Source organism: Serratia sp. K-E0102, assembly GCF_029962625.1.
Taxonomy (GTDB): Bacteria; Pseudomonadota; Gammaproteobacteria; order Enterobacterales; family Enterobacteriaceae; genus Serratia; species Serratia sarumanii.
The window spans coordinates 2,038,098-2,062,436 of the sequence record NZ_CP124754.1 but is presented as its reverse complement, the minus strand read 5'-3'; the positions used below and the strand labels follow the sequence as shown (position 1 = coordinate 2,062,436).

General features: G+C 61.5%; 22 protein-coding genes. 9 read left to right on the top strand and 13 right to left on the bottom strand.

What is annotated here, in order from left to right:
* Window positions 1-6 precede the first annotated feature (6 nt).
* The 4 genes from nagK to lolC are packed head-to-tail and all read right to left on the bottom strand — an operon-like array spanning window position 7 to window position 4,127.
* Entirely contained in the window at window positions 7-927 is a 921-nt protein-coding gene (gene nagK / locus SSARUM2_RS09890; protein WP_060452864.1) for an N-acetylglucosamine kinase, read from the bottom strand.
* A 53-nt stretch (window positions 928-980) separates the two neighbouring features.
* The gene (lolE, locus tag SSARUM2_RS09885; RefSeq protein WP_060452863.1) at window positions 981-2,228 is read right to left on the bottom strand and encodes a lipoprotein-releasing ABC transporter permease subunit LolE; all 1,248 of its coding nucleotides are present in this window, start codon (window positions 2,226-2,228) and stop codon (window positions 981-983) included.
* Window positions 2,228-2,932, bottom strand: coding sequence for a lipoprotein-releasing ABC transporter ATP-binding protein LolD (lolD, locus tag SSARUM2_RS09880; RefSeq protein ID WP_033638178.1), 705 nt, complete (start codon window positions 2,930-2,932; stop codon window positions 2,228-2,230). The genes lolE and lolD overlap by 1 nt, the downstream gene beginning before the upstream one ends.
* Window positions 2,925-4,127: a lipoprotein-releasing ABC transporter permease subunit LolC gene (lolC, locus tag SSARUM2_RS09875; protein WP_060452862.1), complete on the bottom strand. Its 1,203-nt coding sequence runs from the start codon at window positions 4,125-4,127 to the stop codon at window positions 2,925-2,927. The genes lolD and lolC overlap by 8 nt, the downstream gene beginning before the upstream one ends.
* Window positions 4,128-4,165: 38 nt before the next feature.
* Here lolC and SSARUM2_RS09870 point away from each other — a divergent pair, with 38 nt between their 5' ends.
* The 4 genes from SSARUM2_RS09870 (at window position 4,166) to dauA (ending at window position 10,455) form a co-directional block, all read left to right on the top strand.
* Window positions 4,166-4,414: a hypothetical protein gene (locus tag SSARUM2_RS09870; RefSeq protein WP_060430037.1), complete on the top strand. Its 249-nt coding sequence runs from the start codon at window positions 4,166-4,168 to the stop codon at window positions 4,412-4,414.
* A gap of 22 nt (window positions 4,415-4,436) precedes the next feature.
* Window positions 4,437-7,910 (top strand): transcription-repair coupling factor, encoded by a 3,474-nt coding sequence (mfd, locus tag SSARUM2_RS09865; protein ID WP_047567961.1) that lies wholly within the window; start codon window positions 4,437-4,439, stop codon window positions 7,908-7,910.
* A gap of 138 nt (window positions 7,911-8,048) precedes the next feature.
* Entirely contained in the window at window positions 8,049-8,534 is a 486-nt protein-coding gene (locus SSARUM2_RS09860; RefSeq protein ID WP_033646386.1) for a heme-degrading domain-containing protein, read from the top strand.
* Between the two features lie 232 nt (window positions 8,535-8,766).
* Window positions 8,767-10,455 (top strand): C4-dicarboxylic acid transporter DauA, encoded by a 1,689-nt coding sequence (gene dauA / locus SSARUM2_RS09855; RefSeq protein WP_049211444.1) that lies wholly within the window; start codon window positions 8,767-8,769, stop codon window positions 10,453-10,455.
* Between the two features lie 47 nt (window positions 10,456-10,502).
* On the opposite strand, the gene kdsA is transcribed toward dauA, so the two are convergent.
* Genes kdsA through hemA form a run of 6 tightly spaced genes read right to left on the bottom strand, consistent with a single transcriptional unit; the run spans window position 10,503 to window position 15,877 of the window.
* Complete coding sequence (gene kdsA, locus SSARUM2_RS09850; RefSeq protein WP_004941087.1) at window positions 10,503-11,357, bottom strand: 3-deoxy-8-phosphooctulonate synthase; 855 nt, start codon at window positions 11,355-11,357, stop codon at window positions 10,503-10,505.
* Between the two features lie 58 nt (window positions 11,358-11,415).
* Window positions 11,416-12,225: an invasion regulator SirB1 gene (gene sirB1, locus SSARUM2_RS09845; protein WP_033653850.1), complete on the bottom strand. Its 810-nt coding sequence runs from the start codon at window positions 12,223-12,225 to the stop codon at window positions 11,416-11,418.
* Complete coding sequence (locus tag SSARUM2_RS09840; RefSeq protein WP_185744067.1) at window positions 12,222-12,623, bottom strand: SirB2 family protein; 402 nt, start codon at window positions 12,621-12,623, stop codon at window positions 12,222-12,224. The genes sirB1 and SSARUM2_RS09840 overlap by 4 nt, the downstream gene beginning before the upstream one ends.
* Window positions 12,624-12,664: 41 nt before the next feature.
* Entirely contained in the window at window positions 12,665-13,498 is an 834-nt protein-coding gene (gene prmC / locus SSARUM2_RS09835; protein ID WP_049235120.1) for a peptide chain release factor N(5)-glutamine methyltransferase, read from the bottom strand.
* The gene (gene prfA, locus SSARUM2_RS09830) at window positions 13,498-14,583 is read right to left on the bottom strand and encodes a peptide chain release factor 1 (RefSeq protein WP_033638166.1); all 1,086 of its coding nucleotides are present in this window, start codon (window positions 14,581-14,583) and stop codon (window positions 13,498-13,500) included. The genes prmC and prfA overlap by 1 nt, the downstream gene beginning before the upstream one ends.
* Before the next feature lie 31 nt (window positions 14,584-14,614).
* A complete protein-coding gene (gene hemA, locus SSARUM2_RS09825; protein WP_033638164.1) occupies window positions 14,615-15,877 on the bottom strand; it encodes a glutamyl-tRNA reductase in 1,263 nt (420 codons plus the stop codon).
* A gap of 468 nt (window positions 15,878-16,345) precedes the next feature.
* Here hemA and lolB point away from each other — a divergent pair, with 468 nt between their 5' ends.
* From lolB to prs, 3 genes are all read left to right on the top strand, one after another.
* A complete protein-coding gene (lolB, locus tag SSARUM2_RS09820) occupies window positions 16,346-16,969 on the top strand; it encodes a lipoprotein insertase outer membrane protein LolB (protein WP_025302493.1) in 624 nt (207 codons plus the stop codon).
* Window positions 16,966-17,832 (top strand): 4-(cytidine 5'-diphospho)-2-C-methyl-D-erythritol kinase, encoded by an 867-nt coding sequence (ispE, locus tag SSARUM2_RS09815; RefSeq protein ID WP_060452860.1) that lies wholly within the window; start codon window positions 16,966-16,968, stop codon window positions 17,830-17,832. Before lolB ends, ispE begins: the two co-directional genes overlap by 4 nt.
* A 174-nt stretch (window positions 17,833-18,006) precedes the next feature.
* Window positions 18,007-18,954 (top strand): ribose-phosphate diphosphokinase, encoded by a 948-nt coding sequence (gene prs / locus SSARUM2_RS09810; protein ID WP_004941061.1) that lies wholly within the window; start codon window positions 18,007-18,009, stop codon window positions 18,952-18,954.
* Window positions 18,955-19,139: 185 nt separating this feature from the next.
* On the opposite strand, the gene ychH is transcribed toward prs, so the two are convergent.
* A complete protein-coding gene (ychH, locus tag SSARUM2_RS09805) occupies window positions 19,140-19,418 on the bottom strand; it encodes a stress-induced protein YchH (RefSeq protein ID WP_025302491.1) in 279 nt (92 codons plus the stop codon).
* A 301-nt stretch (window positions 19,419-19,719) separates the two neighbouring features.
* Between ychH and pth the strand changes: the two genes are divergently transcribed.
* Complete coding sequence (gene pth, locus SSARUM2_RS09800; RefSeq protein WP_004941053.1) at window positions 19,720-20,310, top strand: aminoacyl-tRNA hydrolase; 591 nt, start codon at window positions 19,720-19,722, stop codon at window positions 20,308-20,310.
* A 37-nt stretch (window positions 20,311-20,347) separates the two neighbouring features.
* On the opposite strand, the gene SSARUM2_RS09795 is transcribed toward pth, so the two are convergent.
* Complete coding sequence (locus SSARUM2_RS09795) at window positions 20,348-21,877, bottom strand: SulP family inorganic anion transporter (protein WP_060452858.1); 1,530 nt, start codon at window positions 21,875-21,877, stop codon at window positions 20,348-20,350.
* Window positions 21,878-22,210: 333 nt separating this feature from the next.
* Here SSARUM2_RS09795 and ychF point away from each other — a divergent pair, with 333 nt between their 5' ends.
* Window positions 22,211-23,302 (top strand): redox-regulated ATPase YchF, encoded by a 1,092-nt coding sequence (gene ychF / locus SSARUM2_RS09790; RefSeq protein ID WP_033646394.1) that lies wholly within the window; start codon window positions 22,211-22,213, stop codon window positions 23,300-23,302.
* Between the two features lie 179 nt (window positions 23,303-23,481).
* Here the strand turns inward: ychF and SSARUM2_RS09785 are convergent, their stop codons facing one another.
* Window positions 23,482-24,162 carry a LuxR C-terminal-related transcriptional regulator gene (locus SSARUM2_RS09785; RefSeq protein WP_223182175.1) on the bottom strand — a complete coding sequence of 227 codons (681 nt, stop codon included), beginning with the start codon at window positions 24,160-24,162 and terminating at the stop codon, window positions 23,482-23,484.
* Between the last annotated feature and the right edge of the window lie 177 nt (window positions 24,163-24,339).

Genomic DNA, 24,339 nt, shown 5'->3' with positions numbered 1-24,339 from the left:
CTCTCCTTACTTTTCCCTGTTTACCAAATTGAGGAACGCTGCGCCGCGCACGCCGCCGGCGTCGCCATAGCGCGCCTTCTCGATGCGCGGCAGCCGGGCCACCCGCAGCAGGTGCGCCGGCAACCGCTGCGGCAACGCCTGGTAAATGGCGTCGAAGTTCGACAGCCCGCCGCCGATCACCACCAGGTGCGGATCCAGCACCGTCAGCAGGTTGCCCAGGCAGATCGCCAGCACGTCCATAAAGCGGTCGACGTGAGCCACCGCCTGCGCCTCACCCGCCTGATAATGCGCAATGATCTCGGTGGCGGGCAAGTGCCGGCCATAGAAATGGGCGTACATCCATTCGAAACCGCGGCCCGATATGTAATTTTCAATGCAACCCTGGTGGCCGCACCCGCAGGCGACGCGAGGCACATCACGCCCCAGCACTTCGAGCGCGTCCACCGGCAGGCGCAAATGGCCGAACTCGCCGGCGATATAGTTGCGCCCAGGCACCGTCTTGCCATCGACGATCAGGCCGCCGCCAACGCCGGTGCCGAGGATGATGCCCAGCACCGTCGGGTAGCGGCGAAACTCGTCGTCCCAGGCCTCCGACAGCGCAAAGCAGTTGGCGTCGTTGTCGACGCGCACCTCGCGCCCGATCAGCGCCGCCAGATCGCGCGGCAACGGCCGCCCCATCGCCGCCGGCACGTTGGCGGTAAACAGCGTGCCGTCATCGTCGTTGGGCAAGCCCGGAATGCCGATGCCGACGCTGCCGCGCCGGCCACAGAACGCATCCGCCTCAAGGGTCAGATCGCACAGCGTGGCCAGCAGCTGCCGGTAGTCTTCACGCGGCGTCGGCACCCGTTTTTGCCAAATGCGCTGCAGGTTGTCGTCGAATACCCCCAGCTCAATCTTGGTGCCGCCCATATCGAAACCGTAGTACATAACCCATCCCCAGGCTAAAAAAACGGGGCGGCATCGCTGCCTCCCCGTAGGTTTTATTGTCCGCTGAGCACCCGCGCCGGATCGATGCGGCTGGCGCGCCTCGCCGGATACCAACTGGCCAACAGGCTCAGCACGATGGCGGTCGCCAGCACGATCAGCACGTCCAGCCAGTGCAGCTCGGAAGGCAGGAAGTCGATGAAGTAGATATCGCCCGACAGGAAGGAGTGGCCGACCAGTTTCTCGATGCCCCGGATAATGTTGGTCAGCTGCAGCGAGGCGATCACCCCGATCACCACGCCGCTCAGGCTGCCCAGCAGCCCGGCCAGCAGCCCATACCAGATGAAGATGGCGCGGATAAAGCCGTCTTTGGCGCCCAGGGTGCGCAGCACCGCGATGTCGGCGCTTTTGTCTTTCACCGCCATCACCAGCGTGGAAACGATGTTGAAGCAGGCCACGCCGATCACCAGCACCATCGCCAGATACATGATGGCGCGGATCATCTGGATATCGCGGTACATGTAGCCGTACTTGCCGATCCAGCTCTTGATGTAAATGTAGGCGTTGGTCACTTCGCCGGCGTCGCGCACCAGTTTGTTGGCGGCGAACACGTCGTTCATCTTGAGGGCGATACCCGTGACGCTGTCACCCATGTCGAGATACTGCTGCGCATCGGCCAGCGGCACCAGCGCCAGGCTGTGATCGAGCTGGCCGCTGAGCTGCAAAATGCCGGTCACGTGCAGGCGAATGCGCTTCGGCTGCAGCAGCTTCATTTCCGGGTCGCTGTTGGGGATCATCACCGTCACATAGGCGCCTTGCTTCACGCCCAGCGCGTCGGCCACGCCCTTGCCGAGGATCACCTGCTGTTCGCCGGCCTTGAAGTTGGCCCAGGCATCACCCTGCACATACTGCGGCAGCGCGCTCAGCCGGCTCTCCTGCTGCGGATCCACGCCTTTGACTTCCACCGCGCGCAGCTGCGCGCCGTTCTCCATCAGGCCGGTAAAGTTGATGTACGGCGCGGCGGCCACAATGCCCGGCACCTTCTCCACCCGCTGCAGAATCGACGGCCAGCCGTTGAACGGCTGATTGACCGGCCAAAGCTCGCCGTGCGGCACCACCGCCAGAATGCGGTTTTTCAGCTCGCGCTCAAAGCCGTTCATCGCGCTCAGGCCGACGATCAACACCGCCACCCCCAGCGCGATGCCGATGGTGGAGATGACCGAAATCAGCGACACCATGCCGCCGCGTTTACGGCCGCGGCTGAAACGCAGGGCCGTCAGGAAGGACAGTGAGGCTCCCGCCATTACTCGGCCCCCATCAGGGTCAGCTGCGCCTGCAGGTGGCCGTCGGCCATTTCCAGCTGGCGGCTCAGGCGCTTGGCCAGCTGCAGATCGTGCGTCACCACCAGAAAAGCGGTGCCCTGACGCACGTTCAGCTCGCCCAGCAGATCGAAGATGCTGTCCGCGGTGCGTTTGTCCAGGTTGCCGGTCGGTTCGTCCGCCAGCACCAGCGCCGGATTATTGACCAGCGCGCGCGCGATCGCCACGCGCTGACGCTCGCCGCCGGAAAGCTCGGACGGGCGGTGCTTGCTGCGTTTTTCCAGCCCGACCGCCGCCAGCATCTCCCGCGCCTTCTCCTGCGCCTGCGCCGGTTTGGCGCCGCCGATCAGCAGCGGCATTGCGGCGTTTTCCAGCGCGGTGAAGTCCGGCAGCAGATGGTGAAACTGATAGATGAAGCCGAGCTGGCGGTTGCGCAGCTCGGCCTTGGCCGCCGAAGACATGGCGTTCAGCGATGCGCCCTTGAAGATCACCTCGCCGGAGGTCGGCGAGTCCAGTCCACCCAGCAGGTGCAACAGGGTGCTCTTGCCGGAACCCGAGCTGCCGACGATCGCCATCATCTCGCCCTGCTGCATGGCAAAGCTGACGTTGCGCAGCACGTCGGTGTGCAGATTGCCTTCCTGATAGGTCTTGCACAGGTTGTCACACTGCAGCAAAAGATGGTTACTCATAACGTAAAGCCTCAGCGGGTTGTACGGCGGCAGCGCGCCATGAAGGATAAAGCGTGGACAACAGGGAAACCGCCATCGCCACCACGGCGATGATCGTCACCTGCAGCGGATCGACCGCCACCGGCAGCGAAGCGCCGTCGATCAGGGCGCCGAGGATCGGCATCAGGTTATTCAGGTTGGTGGCCAGCAACACGCCGAGCAGCGTGCCGAGCAGCGAGCCGATGATGCCGGCGCTGGCGCCCTGCACCATAAACACCGACATGATCTGGCGGCGGGTCAGCCCCTGGGTCTGCAGAATGGCGACCTCGCCCTGCTTCTCCATCACCAGCAGGCCGAGCGAGGTAATGATGTTAAACGCCGCCACCGCCACGATCAGGCTGAGCAGCAGCCCCATCATGTTCTTCTCCATGCGCACCGCCTGGAACAGCTCGCCCTTGCGATCGCGCCAGTCTTTCCAGACCGTGCCCGCCGGCAACGCCTGTTGGCTGAGGGTATCGACCGCCAGCGGCTGCTGCAGGAACAGGCGCCAGCCGGTGATGTTGCCGGCCGGGTAGCGCATCAGGCGCGAAGCGTCCTGTTGGTTGACCAGCAGCTGATAGCCGTCCACCTCGCTGTTGGCGTGGAAGGTGCCGATAAGGGTGAACAGGCGCTGGCTGGGAATGCGGCCCATCGGCGTGAACTGGCTGGCGCTCGGCACCATCACTCGCAGCGAATCGCCGCGTTTGACGCCGAGTTGCCCCGCCAGCTGTTCGCCGATGATGATGTTGTATTGGCCCGGCTGCAGCTGCTGCTGCTTGACGTTGACCAGATACGGGGTCAGCGGATCGGCCTCGTCGGGATTGACGCCGAGCATCACCCCGACCGCCACGCTGCGGGCGCTTTGCAGCACCACGTCACCGGTGGTCAGCGGCGCAACGCGCGTGACGCCCTGCAGCTTCTGCACCTCGGAGGCCGGCAGCTGCTGCGGGTTGACCGATCCTTGCGGGCTGGTGATCAACGCCTGCGGCATCAGGCCGAGGATGTTGTTCTCCAGATCCTTTTCGAATCCGTTCATCACCGACAGCACGGTGACCAACGCCATCACCCCCAGCGTAATGCCGATGGTGGAAAGCCAGGAAACAAACCGCCCGAAGCGGTCTGAGGCTCGCCCGCGCATGTAGCGCAGGCCAATGAATAACGCGACAGGTTGATACATGAAATCCGTTTGATAGCCGTGGCTTAAGCAAAGTGATCATGGATGATAAAGGCTCTCCCTCGTTTAGGGAACACCCGACGGCCTTTTATTGCGTGGCGCAGAGGAGAACGGCGGCGGCAGATGAGCGCAATATTGCCCCGTCGCCGCAAAAAGTCGACGGCGTCAACCGGTTAAATAATCGGCAAAAAAGCGATGAGCAGCGCTTTTTGCTGTGTCAGTTTGCCGGCCGCTGGGCTACTATAAACAGCATAAAGGCGCTGGGTTATCCGTGCCGGAACGCCCTCTAACACATTGATTAAAGATACCTGAATGAGCACTTCCGATAGCCGTAACCGTTCCTCATCCCCTCGTTATTCTCTGCCCGATCGCGCAGGCGATCTGCGCCAGCTGGGGCAACTGACCGGCGCGGCCTGCGCCGTGGAGTGCGCCGAGATCGTCGAACGCCACCCTGGCCCGGTGATGCTGATCGCGCCGGACATGCAAAACGCCCTGCGGCTGCGCGACGAGATCCAGCAGTTCACCGACCAGATGGTGACCACGCTGTCCGACTGGGAAACCCTGCCGTATGACAGCTTCTCGCCGCATCAGGAAATCATCTCGGATCGTTTGTCGAGCCTGTATCATCTGCCGACCATGGCGCGCGGCGTGATCATTTTGCCGGTCAATACCCTGATGCAGCGCGTCTGCCCGCACGAGTTCCTGCACGGCCACGCGCTGGTGATGAAGAAAGGCCAGCGCCTGTCGCGCGACAAGCTGCGCGCGCAGCTGGAACAGGCCGGCTATCGCAGCGTCGATCAGGTGATGGAGCACGGCGAATTCGCCACCCGCGGCGCGCTGCTCGATCTTTACCCGATGGGCAGCGATGAGCCTTACCGCATCGACTTTTTCGATGACGAAATCGACAGCCTGCGCATCTTCGACGTCGATACCCAGCGCACGCTGAGCGAAGTCGAGGCCATCAATCTGTTGCCGGCTCACGAGTTCCCCACCGACAAGAACGCCATCGAGCTGTTCCGCAGCCAGTGGCGCGAGCAGTTTGAGGTGCGCCGCGACGCCGAACACATCTATCAGCAGGTCAGCAAAAGCGCCTGGCCGGCCGGCATCGAATACTGGCAGCCGCTGTTCTTCAGCCAGCCGCTGCCGTCGCTGTTCAGCTACCTGCCGGCCAACACGCTGATCGTCAATACCGGCGATCTGGAGGGTGCCGCCGAGCGCTTCTGGCAAGACGTCAACCAGCGTTACGAAAGCCGCCGCGTCGATCCGATGCGCCCGCTGCTGGCGCCGGATACGCTGTGGCTGCGCGTCGACGCGCTGTTCGGCGAGCTGAAGGCCTGGCCGCGCATCGCGCTGAAAACCGATGAGCTGCCGGCCAAGGCCGGCAATACCAATCTGGACTACCACGCCCTGCCCGATCTGGCGGTGCAGGCGCAGCATAAATCCCCGCTGGATAACCTGCGGCGCTTTATCGAAGGCTTCGACGGCAGCGTGATTTTCTCCGTCGAGAGCGAGGGGCGGCGTGAAACGCTGCAGGATCTGCTCGGCCGCATCAAGCTGGCGCCGGCGCTGATTCAACGCCTCGATCAGACGGAAACGGCGGGCCGTTACATGATGGTCGGCGCCGCCGAACACGGCTTCCTCGACGGCCTGCGCCGGCGGGCGCTGATCTGCGAAAGCGATCTGCTCGGCGAGCGCGTCAGCCGCCGCCGGCAGGACAACCGGCGCACCATCAACACCGATACCCTGATCCGCAACCTGGCGGAGCTGCATCCCGGCCAGCCGGTGGTGCACCTGGAGCACGGCGTCGGCCGCTACGTCGGCCTGACCACGCTGGAGGCCGGCGGCATCAAGGCCGAATACCTGATCCTCTCCTACGCCGGTGAGGACAAGCTGTACGTGCCGGTTTCTTCGCTGCATCTGATCAGCCGCTACGCCGGCGGCGCGGACGAAAACGCGCCGCTGCACAAACTGGGCGGCGACGCCTGGACGCGCGCGCGGCAGAAAGCGGCCGAGCGGGTGCGCGACGTGGCGGCGGAGCTGCTGGATATCTACGCCCAGCGCGCCGCCAAGGCCGGTTTCGCCTTCAAACACAACCGCGAACAGTATCAGCTGTTCTGCCAGAGCTTCCCGTTCGAAACCACGCCGGATCAGGAACAGGCGATCAATGCCGTATTGAGCGACATGTGTCAGCCGCTGGCGATGGATCGCCTGGTGTGCGGCGACGTCGGCTTCGGCAAAACCGAAGTGGCGATGCGCGCCGCCTTCCTGGCGGTGGAAAACGGCAAGCAGGTGGCGGTGCTGGTGCCGACCACCCTGCTGGCGCAGCAACACTTCGACAACTTCCGCGATCGCTTCGCCACCTGGCCGATCCGCATCGAGATGATGTCGCGCTTCCGCAGCGCCAAAGAGCAGCAGCAGGTGCTGGACGACGCGGCAGAAGGCAAGGTGGATATCATCATCGGCACCCACAAGCTGTTGCAGAGCGATCTGCGCTGGAAAGACCTGGGGCTGCTGATCGTCGATGAAGAGCACCGCTTCGGCGTGCGCCATAAGGAGCGCATCAAGGCGATGCGCGCCGACGTCGATATCCTGACGCTGACCGCCACGCCGATCCCGCGCACCCTGAACATGGCGATGAGCGGCATGCGCGATCTGTCGATCATCGCCACCCCGCCGGCGCGCCGCTTGGCGGTGAAGACCTTCGTGCGCGAATACGACAGCCTGGTGGTGCGCGAGGCGATCCTGCGCGAAGTGCTGCGCGGCGGCCAGGTTTACTACCTCTACAACGACGTCGAAAACATCGAGAAAGCGGCGCAGCGCCTGGCGGAGCTGGTGCCGGAAGCGCGCATCGCCATCGGCCACGGCCAGATGCGCGAGCGCGATCTGGAGCGGGTGATGAACGATTTCCACCACCAGCGCTTCAACGTGCTGGTGTGTACCACCATCATCGAAACCGGCATCGATATTCCCAGCGCCAACACCATCATCATCGAGCGCGCCGATCGCTTCGGCCTGGCGCAGCTGCACCAGCTGCGCGGCCGCGTCGGGCGCTCGCACCACCAGGCTTACGCCTATCTGCTGACGCCGAACCCGAAAGCCATGGGCACCGACGCCCATAAACGGCTCGAGGCCATCGCGTCTCTGGAAGATCTCGGCGCCGGTTTCGCGCTGGCGACCCACGATCTGGAGATCCGCGGCGCCGGCGAGCTGCTGGGCGAAGACCAGAGCGGCCAGATGACCACCGTCGGCTTCTCGCTCTACATGGAGCTGCTGGAAAGCGCCGTCGATGCGTTGAAAAATGGCCGCGAACCGTCGCTGGAAGATCTCACCAGCAGCCAGACCGAGGTGGAACTGCGCATGCCGGCGCTGCTGCCGGAAGATTTCATTCCCGACGTCAATACCCGCCTGTCGCTGTACAAGCGCATCGCCAGCGCGAAGAGCGACGGCGAGCTGGATGAGCTGAAAGTCGAGCTGATCGACCGCTTCGGTCAGTTGCCGGACGCGGCACGCAACCTGTTGCAGTGCGCGGCGCTGCGCCTGCATGCGCAGAAGCTGGGCATCAAACGCATCGAGAGCAACGAGCGCGGCGGCTTTATCGAGTTCGGCGACAACAACCGCGTCGATCCCGGTTATCTGATTGGCCTGTTGCAGGGCAATCCGCAGGTTTACCGCCTGGACGGCCCGAGCAAGCTGAAGTTCACGCTCGATCTGGCCGATCGCCAAAAACGCCTGACGTTCACCGAAGAGCTGCTGGACGCCTTCCGCGAACACACGCTGGCGGCCTGAGGCCACGCGCCCCGCTCGCCGGGGCGCACACTCCCATCCCCGGCTGCGGCCGGGCGGTTCTATCTTATCGCCAAGCCTTCTATCCCTACCCAGGCGCTTCAGGCTACTCTGTGCCCTGTGTTATTGGGGGAGAACCGCATGAATATCGACGATGAACTGCAGGCGCTCAGCGAACAGGAAGCGACGCTGGCCTTTACCCATTTTGACGCCGCCACCGCCTGGGAACTGGGTGCGGCGCTGAAAACCGCCGCCGAGCGGCGCGGCCTGAGCATCGCCATCGAGATCCAACTGGCCGGGCAAACGCTGTTTTATTACGCCATGCCGGGCGCCACGCCGGACATTGCCGACTGGGTGAGGCGCAAGCGTAATCTGGTGAACCATTTTCACAAAAGCTCTTACGCCATCGGCCTGCGCCTGCAGCAGCGGCAAACGTCGCTGGAGGAACGCTACGGGCTGAGCGTGCGCGACTATTCGGTGCACGGCGGCGCCTTCCCGCTCACTCTGACCGGCCTCGGCTGCGTCGGCAGCATCAGCATTTCCGGCGCGCCGCAGAAAGAAGACCATCAGCTGCTGGTGAGTACTTTAGCGAACTTTCTCGGCTTATCCCTGCCCGAACTCCACTAGCCGTTAAAACCTCGATTATTCCTTTCCTTTTCAGCCGCAGAATCTGCGGCTGACTTATCTGTTATCGGCATTTAGCGCCAAACAAAAGGGCGACTCTCCGATTTCCTGCGCCAAATTGATACAGGTCTGGTAATCCGCTGAGCAAAAGGCGTATGGTATCTGTCACGTGACAAGACGGACCTCATCGGGCCCGCCATTCCTTTCACTTTTGAAGATTTGGTACGCACCGTAGATGAAAACGCATGAAATAAACAAAATTCGCCCCTTCAGCGCGCTGATAGACGCCTGCTGGCGGGAACCTTATAGCCTGGCGCGGTTGCTGAAAGACGCTATCGCCGGGGTGACGGTCGGTATTATCGCCATCCCGCTGGCGATGGCGCTGGCGATCGCCAGCGGCGTGCCACCGCAATACGGCCTGTATACCGCCGCCATCGCCGGCATCGTCATCGCCGTCAGCGGCGGTTCGCGCTACAGCGTCTCCGGCCCCACCGCCGCCTTCGTGGTGATCCTGTATCCGGTTTCGCAGCAGTTCGGCCTGGCCGGCCTGCTGGTCGCCACGCTGATCTCCGGAGTATTTCTGCTGCTGATGGGGCTGGCGCGCCTGGGCCGGCTGATCGAGTACATTCCGCTGCCGGTGACGCTCGGCTTTACCTCCGGCATCGCCATCACCATCGCCACCATGCAGATCAAGGACTTCTTCGGCCTGCAGCTGGCGCACACGCCGGAAAATTACGTCGGCAAACTGCACGCCCTGCTGCAGGCGCTGCCGACGCTGGATTTCGGCGATACCCTGATCGGCGCGGTGACGCTCTTGATCCTGATCTTCTGGCCCAAGCTCGGCCTGCGGGTGCCTGGCCACCTGCCGGCGCTGCTGGCGGGCACCGCGCTGATGGGGCTGCTGGCGCTGTTTGATCACCCGGTGGCGACCATCGGCTCGCGCTTCAGCTACCTGCTGGCCGACGGCAGCAGCGGCCAGGGCATCCCGCCGATCCTGCCGCAGTTGCTGCTGCCCTGGGATCTGCCGGGCGGCGGCGGGCAGCCGTTCACCCTGAGCTGGCAAACCGTTTCCGCCCTATTGCCGGCGGCGTTTTCGATGGCGATGCTCGGCGCGATCGAATCGCTGCTGTGCGCGGTGGTGCTCGACGGCATGACCGGCAAGAAGCACAACTCGAACAGCGAACTGATCGGCCAGGGCGCGGGCAACATCATCGCGCCGTTCTTCGGCGGCATTACCGCCACCGCCGCGATTGCCCGTTCGGCGGCCAACGTGCGCGCCGGTGCCACCTCGCCGGTGTCCGCCATCATCCACGCGCTGCTGGTGCTGCTGGCGCTGCTGGTATTGGCGCCGTGGCTCTCTTACCTGCCGCTGGCGGCGATGGCGGCGCTGCTGCTGATGGTCGCCTGGAACATGAGCGAGGCGCACAAGGTGGTTTACCTGCTGCGCCGGGCGCCGAAGGACGACATTCTGGTGCTGCTGCTGTGCATGTCGCTGACGGTGCTGTTCGACATGGTGATCGCCATTACCGTGGGCATCGTGCTGGCGTCGCTGCTGTTTATGCGCCGTATCGCCCGTATGACAAAGCTGAGTGAGCTGAGCGCCGACCACGGCCGCCTGGTGCTGCGGGTGAACGGCCCGCTGTTCTTCGCCGCCGCCGAGCGCATCTTTACCGAACTGCTGGCGCGCAGCGAAGGCTACCGCACGATCGTGCTGCAGTGGGATGCGGTGCCGGTGCTCGACGCCGGCGGCCTGAGCGCCCTGCGGCGCTTTATCGACGAGTTGCCGGCGGACAAAAAGCTGGTGATCACCGACGTGCCGTTCCAGCCGCTGAAAACCCTGGCGCGCGCGCGGGTGCAACCGATAGAGGGCCGCCTGCAGTTCTACCCGACGCTGCCGGAAGCGCTGGCGGCCACCGGTGCCTAAACGTAAAAAAGCCCGACGAGTCGGGCTTTTTTTATGGTGACGAGCGCTTAGTTGCTGGTATCCAGCTCCGGGAAGCTCTTCACCAGGTCGTCGATGGCTTTCATCTGCGCCAGGAACGGCTCCAGCTTGTCCAGCGGCAGCGCGGACGGGCCGTCGCACTTGGCGTTGTTCGGATCCGGGTGCGCTTCGAGGAACAGACCGGCCAGGCCGACCGCCATGCCGGCGCGCGCCAGCTCGGCCACCTGAGCGCGACGGCCACCGGACGCGGCGCCGAACGGATCGCGGGTCTGCAGCGCGTGGGTCACGTCGAAGATCACCGGATGGCCGCCGGTCACGTTTTTCATCACGTTGATGCCCAGCATGTCGACCACCAGGTTGTCATAGCCAAAGTTGCTGCCGCGATCGCACAGGATCACCTGGTCGTTGCCGCCCTCTTTGAACTTGTCGACGATATTGCCCATCTGCCCCGGGCTGACGAACTGCGGCTTCTTGACGTTGATCACCGCGCCGGTTTTCGCCATCGCTTCCACCAGATCGGTCTGGCGCGCCAGGAAGGCCGGCAGCTGGATCACGTCAACCACTTCGGAAACCGGCTGCGCCTGCGCCGCTTCATGCACGTCGGTGATGATTTTCACGCCGAAGGTTTTTTTCAGCTCTTCGAAGATCTTCATCCCTTCTTCCAGGCCCGGACCGCGGTACGAGTGGATGGAAGAGCGGTTGGCCTTGTCGAAAGAGGCCTTGAATACGTAAGGAATGCCCAGTTTTTGCGTCACGGTGACGTAGTGTTCGCAGATGCTCATCGCCAGATCGCGCGATTCCAGCACGTTCATACCGCCAAACAGCACAAACGGCAGATCGTTTGCTACGTCGATATCGCCAATGCTAACCACTTTCTGTTTCATGCTTTCGCCTTTGTTAAGGTTGTAACCGTCGCCTTGCACACTGCGCGGAGTCATTGAATTAATGCAGCGTCACCTGTTTCGGCTCAATCGAATGGATCTGCACTTTGATCACTTCGCTGACCGGGTCTTCAGGACACTGCTCGACAAAATAGTTGAGATCGGAAATCGCGATATGGTTGCACTCCAGCTGGGCGTAAATCAGCCCGCGGTCGCGGATCTCGTACGGATCTTCCGGATCGAAGCACAGCACCGTTTCGCTGGTGCGCAGCGCCATTTCCAGCTGTTTTTCTTCCATCAGGGCGGCCTTCAGCGTATCGAGCATCTTGCGCACCACCATGATGTTCTCCGACTCGTCGAGGTCGTCGTCTTCCAGCTCGGCGCCCAGCCCCAGGTTGCCCTTGATCCACACTTCCAGCTGGTGTTCGCTCAGGGTTTCGCCGTTAAGCGGGTTGATCAGCCACAGCTCTTCGTCCAGCCAGTCGGCGCGCAGGATCAGCTGAGTGGGGAAAATCACCGGCAGCAGCGGCAGATCCAGCGCGTTGGCGATGTGCAGGAAAATGGTGCCCAGCGAGACCGGCGTGCCCTGCCGCCCTTCCAGCACCTTGTCCAGCCAGATGGCGTCCGACAGGCGGTACACGCCGCTGGCGCCGCCGAAGCCCCAGGTCTTGTAAAACAGCTCGATGAGCGCATCCAGTTGCTGCTCCTGAGTGATATCGGCCGGCACCACCGCGCGCGCTTCGTCCACCAGCTGTTGCAGCTTGCGCTCCACGTCGGCAGCCGGGAAATCGCGCCGCACCGACTGCGACACCAGGATCACCCCTTCGCTCAGCGGCGAGGCGTTAAATTCAAAATCAGCAATGCTACTCATAGGTATCCCATCAGAAACGGTATTTTCGTCGTGGCAAGTTTAATTATCAGGTACAGGCAGCCCAACGCCAGCACGAACGCCACGGTTCGCTGCCGCTGACTTTTGGTCTTCTTGCCCAATGCGACGTAGCCAAGCAGGATATAGATAATAACGCCAAACAGCTTCTCGGTCAGCCATGAGTCCATACCCAGCAGCGGATAAAACCCGAACGTCACCACCAGCGCGATGCCGCTGACGAACAGCAGCGTGTCGTTCAGGTGCGGCGCTACCTTGACCCAGCGGCGGCCCATGATCGGCGAGCGGCGCCACTGCCAAAAGAAACGCAGCACAAACAAGGTAATACTGATGGCGACCGTCAGCAAATGGAAATGTTTCAACGCGGTGTATGCAGTCATGATGCTCTCTTAAATGGCCCGGGCGTCGTTATTATCAGTGGCGATTATCCCGGCCATTGGCCGAGCGTCACGCGGTCGTTGTCGCCGTAATCGCGGTGGGTGGCGACAGCGGAAAATCCGGCGGCCTGCAGCAGCGCGCGCACGCTCTCGCCCTGCTGCCAGCCATGTTCCAACAGCAGCCAACCCTGCGGCTGCAAATGGTGCGGCGCCTGGCTCACGATGGCGGCCAGATCCGCCAGCCCATGATCGGCGGCGACCAGCGCGCTGCCCGGCTCGAAGCGCACGTCGCCCTGCGACAAATGCGGATCGGCGGCGTCGATATAGGGCGGATTGCTGGCGATCAGCGCGAAGCGTTGCCCCGCCACCGGCGCAAACCAGCTGCCCTGTAGAAATCGGACGTTGTCGATCTTCAGCTTGCGCGCATTATGCTGCGCCAGCGCGACCGCCTCCGGCTGCACATCGACGCCGATTGCCGAACAATCTGGGCGCTCGCTGGCCAGCGCCAGCGCGATGGCGCCGGTGCCGGTGCCGAGATCGAGGAAGTGGCAGGGTTGCGGCGGCAGACGCGCCAGCGCCAATTCCACCAGGCATTCGGTATCCGGGCGTGGGATCAGCGTTGCGGGCGAAACCGACAGCGGCAGCGACCAAAACTCGCGCTCGCCCACCAGATAGGCCACCGGCTCACCGCGCTCGCGGCGCGCCAGCAGCGTCTCCAGTTGCTGTTGCTGCGGCGGCGTCAGCAGGGTTTCCCCGAACGCCATCAGGAAGGTCCTGGCCTTGCCGGTCACAAAACCCAACAGGATTTCCGCGTCGCGCCGGGCGCTGTCGCTGTGGGTCAAACGCGCGGCGGCGGCTTTCAGCCAGTGTTGATAGTCCATCACTCTTGCTCGGCGGACAGCGCAGCCAGCTGGTCGGCCTGATACTCCTGCACGATCGGCTGGATCAGCATGTCCAGTTTGCCTTCCATCACCTCGTCCAGACGGTAGAGCGTCAGGTTGATGCGGTGGTCGGTCACCCGCCCCTGCGGGAAGTTGTAGGTGCGGTTACGGTCGGAACGATCGCCGCTGCCCAGCAGGTTGCGGCGAGTGGACGCCTCGGCCTGCTGGCGCTTGGCCATCTCGGCGGCGCGAATGCGCGCGCCCAGCACCGACATCGCCTTGGCTTTGTTTTTGTGCTGTGAACGCTCGTCCTGGCACTCCACCACGATGCCGGTCGGCAGGTGGGTGATGCGGATCGCCGAGTCGGTGGTGTTAACGTGCTGGCCGCCGGCGCCGGAGGAGCGGAAAGTGTCGATTTTCAGATCGCCCGGGTTGATGTCCGGCAGCTCGGCTTCCGGCACTTCCGGCATCACCGCCACGGTACAAGCGGAGGTGTGGATGCGCCCCTGGGATTCGGTTTCCGGCACGCGCTGCACGCGGTGGCCGCCGGATTCAAACTTCAGCTGGCCGTACACGCCGTCGCCGGAGACTTTGGCGATCACTTCCTTGAAGCCGCCGTGCTCGCCTTCGTTGGCGCTCATCACCTCGACGCGCCAGCGGCGGCTTTCCGCATAGCGACTGTACATGCGGAACAGATCGCCGGCGAAGATCGCCGCCTCATCGCCGCCGGTGCCGGCGCGCACCTCGAGGAAGCAGCTGCGCTCATCGTCCGGATCTTTCGGCAGCAGCAACACCTGCAGCTGCTGCTCCAGCTCTTCGCTGGCCGCCCGCGCCTGTTTCAGCTCTTCCTGCGCCATCTCGCGCATCTCCGGATCGTCCAGCATCATTTCCGCCGTCTCCAGATCCTCCTGCACCTGACGCCATTCCAGGAAGCAGCGGCTGACGTCGGTCAGCTGCGCGTATTCTCGCGACAGCGCGCGGAACCGGTCTTGGTCGGCGATAACGCCGGCATCGCCGAGCAGCGCCTGCACTTCTTCATGGCGCTCTTGTAACGCTTCCAGTTTGGCAACAATAGAAGGCTTCATGCGTGGTAATAAACCCTGTTAATAGAGAAAACTAATGCTGATCCAGCCCGAGGCTGTCGCGTAATAACTGCAACCGCTCCACGTCGCCGTCGCCGGCGGCCTGCTGGAGGGATTTGGTGGGGGCATGAATAAGACGGTTGGTCAGTTTATGGGCCAGCTCGTGTATCACCTGCTCCACGTTGGCGCCCTGCGCGATGGCGGCCAGCGCTTTGGCCTCCATCTCTGCGCGAATTTGGTCGGCCTGCGAACGGTAGTCGCGGATGGTTTCCACCGCGCCCTGCGAGCGCAGCCAGGCCATGAAGTTGGTGCTTTCCTGCTGCACGATCGATTCCGCCTGCACCGCCGCCGCTTTGCGCTGCGCCAGATTGCTTTGAATGATGGCGTGCAGATCGTCCACGCTGTACAGATAGGCGTTGGCCAGTTTGCCGACCTCCGGCTCGATGTCGCGCGGTACGGCGATATCCACCAGCAGCATCGGCTGGTTGCGGCGCGCCTTCAGCGCGCGCTCCACCATGCCCTTGCCGATGATCGGCAGCGGGCTGGCGGTGGAACTGATGATGATGTCGGCGTCCGCCAGGCGTTCGTCGATCTCAGGCAGGGTGATCACCTCCGCGCCGACCTCGTCCGCCAGCAGCTGCGCGCGCTCGCGGGTACGGTTGGCGATGATCATGTGCCGCACTTTATGCTCGCGCAGGTGGCGCGCCACCAGCTCGATGGTTTCGCCGGCGCCCACCAGCAAGACGTTGAGATCGGCCAGCGATTCGAAGATCTGGCGCGCCAGCGTACAGGCGGCGAACGCCACGGAGACCGCGCTGGCGCCGATGTCGGTTTCGGTGCGCACGCGCTTGGCGACGGAGAAGGATTTCTGGAACAGACGCTCCAGCTCGCCGGAGAGCGACTGGCCGCGTTGCGACTCGGCGAAGGCCTTTTTCACCTGGCCGAGGATCTGCGGTTCGCCCAGTACCAATGAGTCCAACCCGCTGGCCACCCGCATCAGATGGCTGACCGCGTCGTTGCCCTGATGCCAGTACAGGCTTTTCTTCACCTCTTCCGGACGCAGGTTGTGATAGGCGCACAGCCAGGCGACCAGTTGCTCGTGCATGTGTTCCTGCTGCTCTACGCTGAGGTACAGCTCGGTGCGGTTGCAGGTGGACAACACGACGCCGCCCTGCACCAACGGTTGTTGGAGCAAGCTGGTCAGCGCCTCATCGATGGACTCTGGCGAGAAGGTCACCCTTTCACGCAGAGAAACCGGAGCGGTTTTGTGATTTATACCTAACGCCAGCAGGGTCATTGCTTCGAGTAATACTTATCTTGGTACGGGTTCTCGTTGAACGGCATTCTACTTGATGCGCGGGATCAATAAAAGTAACAACCGCATCTTCCGTTCAATCGCTGTCATAGATGACATCAATTAATGAATAAGCAATAAATACAGCAGGATAAATAGTCATGAGGTAGGTCGATTGCTTAAATTTTAGCGCAGTTTGCGATAACGCGCACGCTATTGGGCGTACACAACGGCGGCGTTTGCGCAACGAAGGCACCGCTTATCGGGCGCGCCTCCCCCGCCTTCAGGCGATTGTGTTACGCTTAATGGCGACCCCGACGCGCGTGCCGGGTTGGCATTGCGCCGGTAAAAGCGGCAAGATTCAACGCGATGCAGCAAAAAATTGACGCGCCGCCGCCGCCCCGTTAGCGTGAGCGCTGAATCCGGGTTTCGTCGCGCATGCCCGCAAGGACAAAAGGACAAGAGAAAGTTATGCCAATACGCAAAGTTAGTTTGCTCCGTCTGATCCCGCTGGCCAGCCTGGTGCTGGCCGCCTGTACCACCACCAAGCCGACCGGCCCGGCCACCAGCCCGACCTCACCGCAGTGGCGCGCCCATGAGCAGGCGGTGCAGCAGCTCAGCACCTATCAGACCCGCGGCTCCTTCGCCTACTTGTCTGATCAGAAAAAAGTCTACGCCCGCTTCTTCTGGCAGCAGTTCTCGCCGGAGCGCTACCGCCTGCTGCTGACCAACCCGCTCGGCAGCACGGAAATGGATCTCAACGTGCAGAAAAACGTGGTGCAGCTGACCGACAACCAGGGCAAACGCTACGTCAGCGACAACCCGGAAGAGATGATCCGCAAGCTGACCGGCATGGCGATCCCGCTGAACAACCTGCGCCAGTGGATGCTCGGCCTGCCGGGCGAAGCCAGCGATTTTGCGCTGGATGACCAATATCGCCTGAGCAAGCTGACCTACCAGCAAGGCGGCCAGACCTGGAAAGTGGATTACCAGGGCTACAGCAACGAGGTGCAGCCGACGCTGCCAAACCGCCTGGAGCTGCAGCAGGGCGACCAGCGCATCAAGCTGAAAATGGACAACTGGACGCTCAAATGATCCGCCAGTGGCCCTCCCCCGCGAAACTCAACCTGTTTCTGTACATCACCGGCCGTCGTGAAGACGGCTATCACCTGCTGCAGACGCTGTTCCAGTTTTTGGACTACGGCGACACCCTGACCATTGACCCGCGCCAGGACGATCGCATTCATCTGCTGACGCCGGTCGACGGCGTGCCGGACGAGCAGAACCTGATCGTGCGTGCCGCCCGCCTGCTGCAGCGCTATTGCGATGAACGCGGCCTGCAAACCGCACCGCGCGGCGCCGACATCAGCATCGACAAGCGCCTGCCGATGGGCGGCGGTTTGGGCGGCGGCTCCTCCAACGCCGCCACCGTGCTGGTGGCGCTGAACGAACTGTGGCGCTGCGGCCTTGACGACGACCAACTGGCCGAGCTGGGGCTCAGCCTCGGCGCCGACGTGCCGGTGTTCGTGCGCGGCCACGCCGCCTTCGCCGAAGGCATCGGCGAGCGCCTGCAGCCGGCCGAGCCACAGGAAAAGTGGTATCTGGTGGCGCATCCCGGCGTCGGCATCCCGACGCCGGTTATCTTCGGCGACCCCGAATTGAAAAGAGACACCCCGGTTCGCTCCTTAAGTGAGCTGTTGCAGGCACCGTACGCAAATGATTGCGAACCGATCGCAAGAAAACGTTTTCGCGAGGTTGAACAGCTTCTTTCATGGCTGTTAGAATACGCCCCGTCACGCCTGACTGGCACAGGTGCTTGTGTGTTTGCTGAATTCGACACAGAAATCGCCGCCCGTCAGGTGTTAAATCAAGCCCCGGAGTGGTTGTGTGGTTTTGTAGCGCGCGGCGTTAACGTCTCCCCACTACATCGCATTCGTTCCGGGCGGTTTGAGTCGTAGCTCAACGTTTCGCTGCGCAGGGTCATGCACACCTGGCCCTGTTATCCCTGCGCTGCCTGCGGTCTCAATTTTAGTTTTACATACCCGTATGTATATTGCGCCGGCGTCGCCGACTGCCCCTTGGCGATGTCGTATGACAATATCTTCTCTGGACGCAAGCCTGAGGTTCTTCTCGTGCCTGATATGAAGCTTTTTGCTGGTAACGCCACCCCGGAACTAGCACAACGTATTGCCAACCGTTTGTACACCAGCCTTGGTGACGCCGCTGTAGGTCGTTTTAGCGACGGCGAAGTGAGCGTGCAAATCAACGAAAATGTACGCGGCGGTGATATTTTCATCATCCAGTCCACCTGTGCCCCGACCAACGACAACCTGATGGAACTGGTTGTGATGGTCGACGCCCTGCGTCGCGCCTCCGCAGGTCGTATTACCGCCGTTATCCCTTACTTCGGCTATGCCCGCCAGGATCGCCGCGTGCGTTCCGCGCGTGTGCCAATCACCGCCAAGGTGGTTGCCGATTTCCTCTCCAGCGTAGGGGTTGACCGCGTTCTGACGGTGGATCTGCATGCTGAGCAGATTCAAGGCTTCTTCGACGTTCCGGTAGACAACGTGTTCGGCAGCCCGATCCTGCTGGAAGACATGCTGCAGCAGAACCTGGAAAACCCGATCGTGGTTTCCCCGGACATCGGCGGCGTAGTGCGTGCCCGCGCCATCGCCAAACTGCTGAACGACACCGATATGGCCATCATCGACAAACGCCGCCCGCGCGCGAACGTTTCTCAGGTGATGCACATCATCGGTGACGTGGCAGGCCGCGACTGCGTGCTGGTCGACGACATGATCGACACCGGCGGTACCTTGTGCAAAGCGGCTGAAGCGTTGAAAGAACGCGGTGCCAAGCGCGTATTCGCCTACGCGACGCACCCGATCTTCTCCGGCAATGCCGTGGACAACATCAAGAACTCGGTGATTGATGAAGTGATCGTCTGCGACACCATTCCGCTGTCGCCGGAAATCAAGGCACTGAAAAACGTTCGCACTCTGACCCTGTCCGGCATGCTGGCTGAAGCCATCCGCCGCATCAGCAACGAAGAGTCGATCTCTGCGATGTTCGAGCATTGATTCGTCGTCTTTCCGGTGCGGCGCCCACCGTGCCGGAAAGATAGCGAGCCCGACAGCAGAAAAAGAAAAACCCGTTGGTGCGTAAGCAACAACGGGTTTTCTACTCGTAGTCCAACATGACCTCAAACCTTAATGCACGGCAGATTTTCCCTTGCCCTGCTCTCGCTTCCCTTCTGATTTTTTAATCAATGCGACGAACGATGTTGGTCGTTGCGGCACCGTTTATCAAAGTGTTTTACCCACCAGTAGCGATCCGCCACCTGCTCGCGGCCGCCGATACGCGCGCCCACCAGCCACAACAGCGCGCCGACGAAGATACTCATGATGGCGCCGTGGGCGAAAAATTGCGGTAAATTGAACTGGGATACTTCAGCAATAATGGAGTATCCGACGCCGCCGATCATCACGACCAGCCCCAGCCCCATAAAAAAGTTGCCCATTCTGTCCGCGCTTCTACGTTTCATATGCCACCTCCATGATTGCCATGTGCCAACCGGGATAACGCTGCAACTTGTTAACCCACTTTGATAAGTTAAGTATAGTCCTTGTTGCGGCAAGGGGATTGCGGAGGCGATCACAAATGGTAAAGAATTATTGACACTTCTTAACGCGCCGCTGAAAATTAGCGGACAAATTGAATTATTCAGCTAATGAATCATTCGTCTTTCTTACCTAAGGCGACGGCGGGGATCGGATTTTGTCATTCGCCGCCCCGGCAGGTAGACTAAGACCCTTTCCATTACCCTGATCATAGTGAATCTCCCAGTGAGCAGTATTAAATTGATAGTTGGCCTGGCCAACCCGGGCGCGGAATATGCCCAAACGCGCCACAACGCCGGCGCCTGGTACGTCGATCTGCTGGCCCAGCGCCACAATCAGCAGTTGAAAGAAGAGAGCAAGTTCTTCGGCTATACCGCTCGTTTGAACCTGGCGGGCAACGACGTGCGCCTGCTGGTGCCGACCACCTTCATGAACCTGAGCGGCAAAGCGGTGCTGGCGATGGCCAACTTCTACCGCATCGAACCAAACGAGATCCTGGTGGCGCACGACGAGCTGGATCTGCCGCCCGGCGTCGCCAAAATCAAGCTCGGCGGCGGCAACGGCGGCCACAACGGCCTGAAAGACATCCAGAACAAGTTCGGCAACAACCCGAACTTCTACCGCCTGCGCATCGGCATCGGCCATCCGGGCGACAAGAACAAGGTGGTGGGCTTCGTGCTCGGCAAACCGCCGGCCAGCGAGCAGAAGATGATCGACGAAGCGATCGACGAGTCACTGCGCTGCACCGAGATGCTGATGAAGGACGGGCTGGAAAAAACCGTTCAGCGCCTGCACAGCTTCAAGGCGCAGGCCTGAACCTTGCCGCAGCGGGCGCCCTGCCCGCTGCCTGCTTCTAGCCGCGCGGGTTGAAGGTCTCCTCGCTCACGCGGCGGTCATCGGCGGTGAAGCCCTCTTCCGCCACGTAATACTGCGGATCGTCCAGCTCATGGCTGCAAAACGGCCCGGCGCGCTTAAGTAAACGCACGCAGTCGCCGCTCAGGTGGCGCAACCGAATGCTTTTCCCCGCCGCCAGGTAACGCGCCGTCAGCTTATCGATCGCCTCTACGCCGCTGGAATCCATCACCCGGGTGCCGGCAAAATCCAGCACCACGTTCTGCGGATCGCTTTGCGGCTCGAACAGCTCGGCGAAAGCGGCGGCAGAGCCGAAGAACAGCGGGCCATCGAGCTGATACACCGCCACGTCGCCCGTTACCTGCCGCTGGCGCACGCGAATGCGCGCCTGCTGCCAGGCGAACACCAGCGCCGAGATAATCACCCCGCTGATCACCGCCACCGCCAGATCGGTAAAGATGGTGATCAGCGTGACGGCGAGCATCACCAGCGCGTCCGCCTTCGGCATACGGCGCAAACGGCGCAGCGAACTCCACTCGAAGGTGTTGTAACACACCACCAGCATCACCCCGGCCAGCGCCGCCACCGGCAGCAGGCCGATATAGCGCGACAGGCTGACCACGAACAGAATCAGCAGGATGGCGCCCACCGTGCCGGAGAGGCGCCCGCGCCCGCCCGAGGTGAAGTTGATGATCGACTGGCCGATCATCGCGCAGCCGGCAAAGCAGCCGAACAGGCCGCATACCGCGTTACCGGCGCCCTGCGCGATGCTTTCGCGATTGCCGTTGCCCTTCTTGCCGCCCATTTCATCCAGCACCGTCATGGTCAGCAGCGATTCAATCAAACCGACCAGGGCAATCACCACCGCATAGGGCAGCACCACCCGCACCATTTCCAGGGTGAACGGTGCCGTCGGCAGGTTGAAGTGCGGCAGCGCGCCGGAAATGTCCGCCAGATCGCCCACCCGCAGCGTGTGCAGATTGAGGCCGATCGCCAACGCCGAAACCACCAGCAGCGCCGCCAGCGAAGACGGAATGGCTTTGGTCAGGCGCGGGAACAGCACCACCACCGCAATCGCCAGCGCCACCAGGCCGTACATCAGCGGCCCCTGCCCGGCGATCATCTTCAGCTGCGCCAGCATGATGACGATCGCCAGACCGTTGACGAAGCCGTGGATCGCCGGCAGCGGCACCAGACGAATGAACTTGCCCAGCCGGAAGGCGCCGATCAGGATTTGAATGCCCCCGGCAAACAGCGTGGCCCACAGCACGTAGCCCATGCCGTACTGCGCCGCCAGGCTCATCAGCACCACCACAATGGAGCCGGCGGCGCCGGAAACCATGCCCGGCTTGCCGCCGAACAGCGCCGTGACCAGGCCGATAATAAACGCGGTGTGCAAACCGACGATCGGCGAAAGACCGGCGACCAGCGAAAAGCCGACCGCCTCGGGGATCATCGAAACCGCCACCACAAAGCCCGCCAGGACTTCATTTTTAACGTCCGCGATCCTGACGTTACTCAGATTAAACATGCATTATTCACTTATGACAGATGACATCATCTCCCCGCGTAGCGGGTATGGGGTACCGCAAGGTGCGGCAGACTGCAGGCGGGCACAGCTCAGGGTGGCGTAGGCAAGAAATACATCCGGCGCGTTTCCTGTCGGTTAATCGGAACGGCCAGTATGGGTAAATGTGATCCAAATCTCAATCAAAAACCGGCCGCGGGCCTGCGCTCGCCCCGGCCAAACAAGTCTGATCGAGATAAACGCCCATTACGTGTATAATGGCGGCATTATTTTGCCCTTTATGCAGCCGATTAAACCTAACCGGCTGATAGTTAAGATATTTAAGGTGATTACAACATGGGATTCAAATGCGGTATCGTCGGCCTGCCTAACGTAGGCAAATCCACCCTGTTCAACGCGTTGACCAAAGCGGGCATTGAAGCAGCCAACTTCCCGTTCTGCACCATTGAACCGAACACCGGTGTGGTGCCGATGCCCGATCCGCGTCTGGATAAGCTGGCCGAGATCGTCAAGCCGCAGCGCATTCTGCCGACCACCATGGAATTCGTCGACATCGCCGGCCTGGTGAAAGGCGCGTCCAAGGGTGAAGGCCTGGGCAACCAGTTCCTGACCAACATCCGCGAAACCGAAGCCATCGGCCACGTGGTGCGCTGCTTCGAGAACGACAACATCATTCACGTCAACAACAAGGTCGATCCGGCCGAAGACATCGATGTGATCAACACCGAGCTGGCGCTGTCTGACCTGGACACCTGCGAGCGCGCCATCCACCGCGTGCAGAAGAAAGCCAAAGGCGGCGACAAAGACGCCAAAGCCGAGCTGGCGGCGCTGGAGAAATGCCTGCCGCACCTGGAAAACGCCGGCATGCTGCGCGCGCTGGATCTGAGCGACGAAGACAAAGCGGCGATCAAATACCTGAGCTTCCTGACCCTGAAGCCGACCATGTACATCGCCAACGTCAACGAAGACGGCTTCGAGAACAACCCGTACCTGGACACCGTGCGTAAAATCGCCGACGCCGAAGGCTCCGTGGTGGTTGCCGTGTGCGCCGCCGTGGAATCCGACATCGCCGAGCTGGAAGACGAAGAGCGCGACGAGTTCATGGCCGAGCTGGGCCTGGAAGAGCCGGGCTTGAACCGCGTGATCCGCGCCGGTTACGAGCTGCTGAACCTGCAGACCTACTTCACCGCCGGCGTGAAAGAAGTGCGCGCCTGGACCATCCCGGTCGGCGCCACCGCTCCGCAGGCGGCCGGCAAGATCCACACCGACTTCGAAAAAGGCTTTATCCGCGCGCAAACCATCTCTTATGACGACTTCATCACCTACAAGGGTGAGCAAGGCGCCAAAGAAGCCGGCAAAATGCGCTCCGAAGGTAAAGACTACATCGTCAAAGACGGCGACGTGATGAACTTCCTGTTCAACGTCTAAGCCCTTCCCCGCAGCATTGCTCTCGGCTGCCGGAAACGGAAAAATCCACGCTTCGGCGTGGATTTTTGTTTTTATCTCCCCAGACTCAGACTCCCCCATTTCCCCCTTCCACGCCGAGGGCCGGTTTGCCGCCGAGTGACCGGCGAATCGCTGCCGCCGCAAAACCCGTTAACGGCGCGCTACAGCAGCGCAATCATCTTCAGCAGTTCCACCCGATTGCGGGTGCCGAACTTTTTGCCGGCGTTATTGAGGTGCGAATAAACGGTTTTCGGGTGCAGGTTCAACCGCCGCGCGGTCAGGCGAATATCTTCCGTGCGCGCGGTTTCACACAGCACCGCCGCCTCGCCAGGCGTGATCGCCGCCGCCCGATGCCGGTTCCCCACGTGCCGTTCGCTCGTCTCCTGGCGGGCCAGCGTTGCGCAGGTCTCTCGCACCACCTGCAGCGTTTCCCGTTTGTGCAAAATCGCATCCGGCTGCGCCGTGGCGATAAACGCCAGGATCAGCGGCGAAGTCTTATCGATAAAGAACAGTAACCGGACATCTTTATATTCACCACGTGAATATTTAATGAAATTTAAATACGTCTCGAACCGGTAAATCTCCTGAGGAAACTCCATAATAATTAAATCAGGCACCCGACTTATATTTTTAATAATATTCATATTGGGTGAGGATAAGGTTATCACGCCGCCGCCCAGTAATGTTTTCATACCCAGCCGGCACAGCGGTGAACCGTCGATATAAATCACTCTCACTTTAATTCTCCTTATCAGCATGAAAGCATGCTTCCACACCTCAGGCGGCTTGTCGTTGCTCTTTTTTGGGGTAATTCGCCTGCAAAGCACACCGATATAAAACATCTTGATAACATGTTTTTCAAATAATCACGCAACCGTCAGCATGTTGATTAGTACGCAAAAAAGGCATGAATGTTTCAAATTATTTCCATAGAAAAAACTGGCGATCCAATAAAAACGCAACGCAATGATATAGATCTATTTTCTATTTTGTATGATATAAGCGCAAATGAAAAAAAA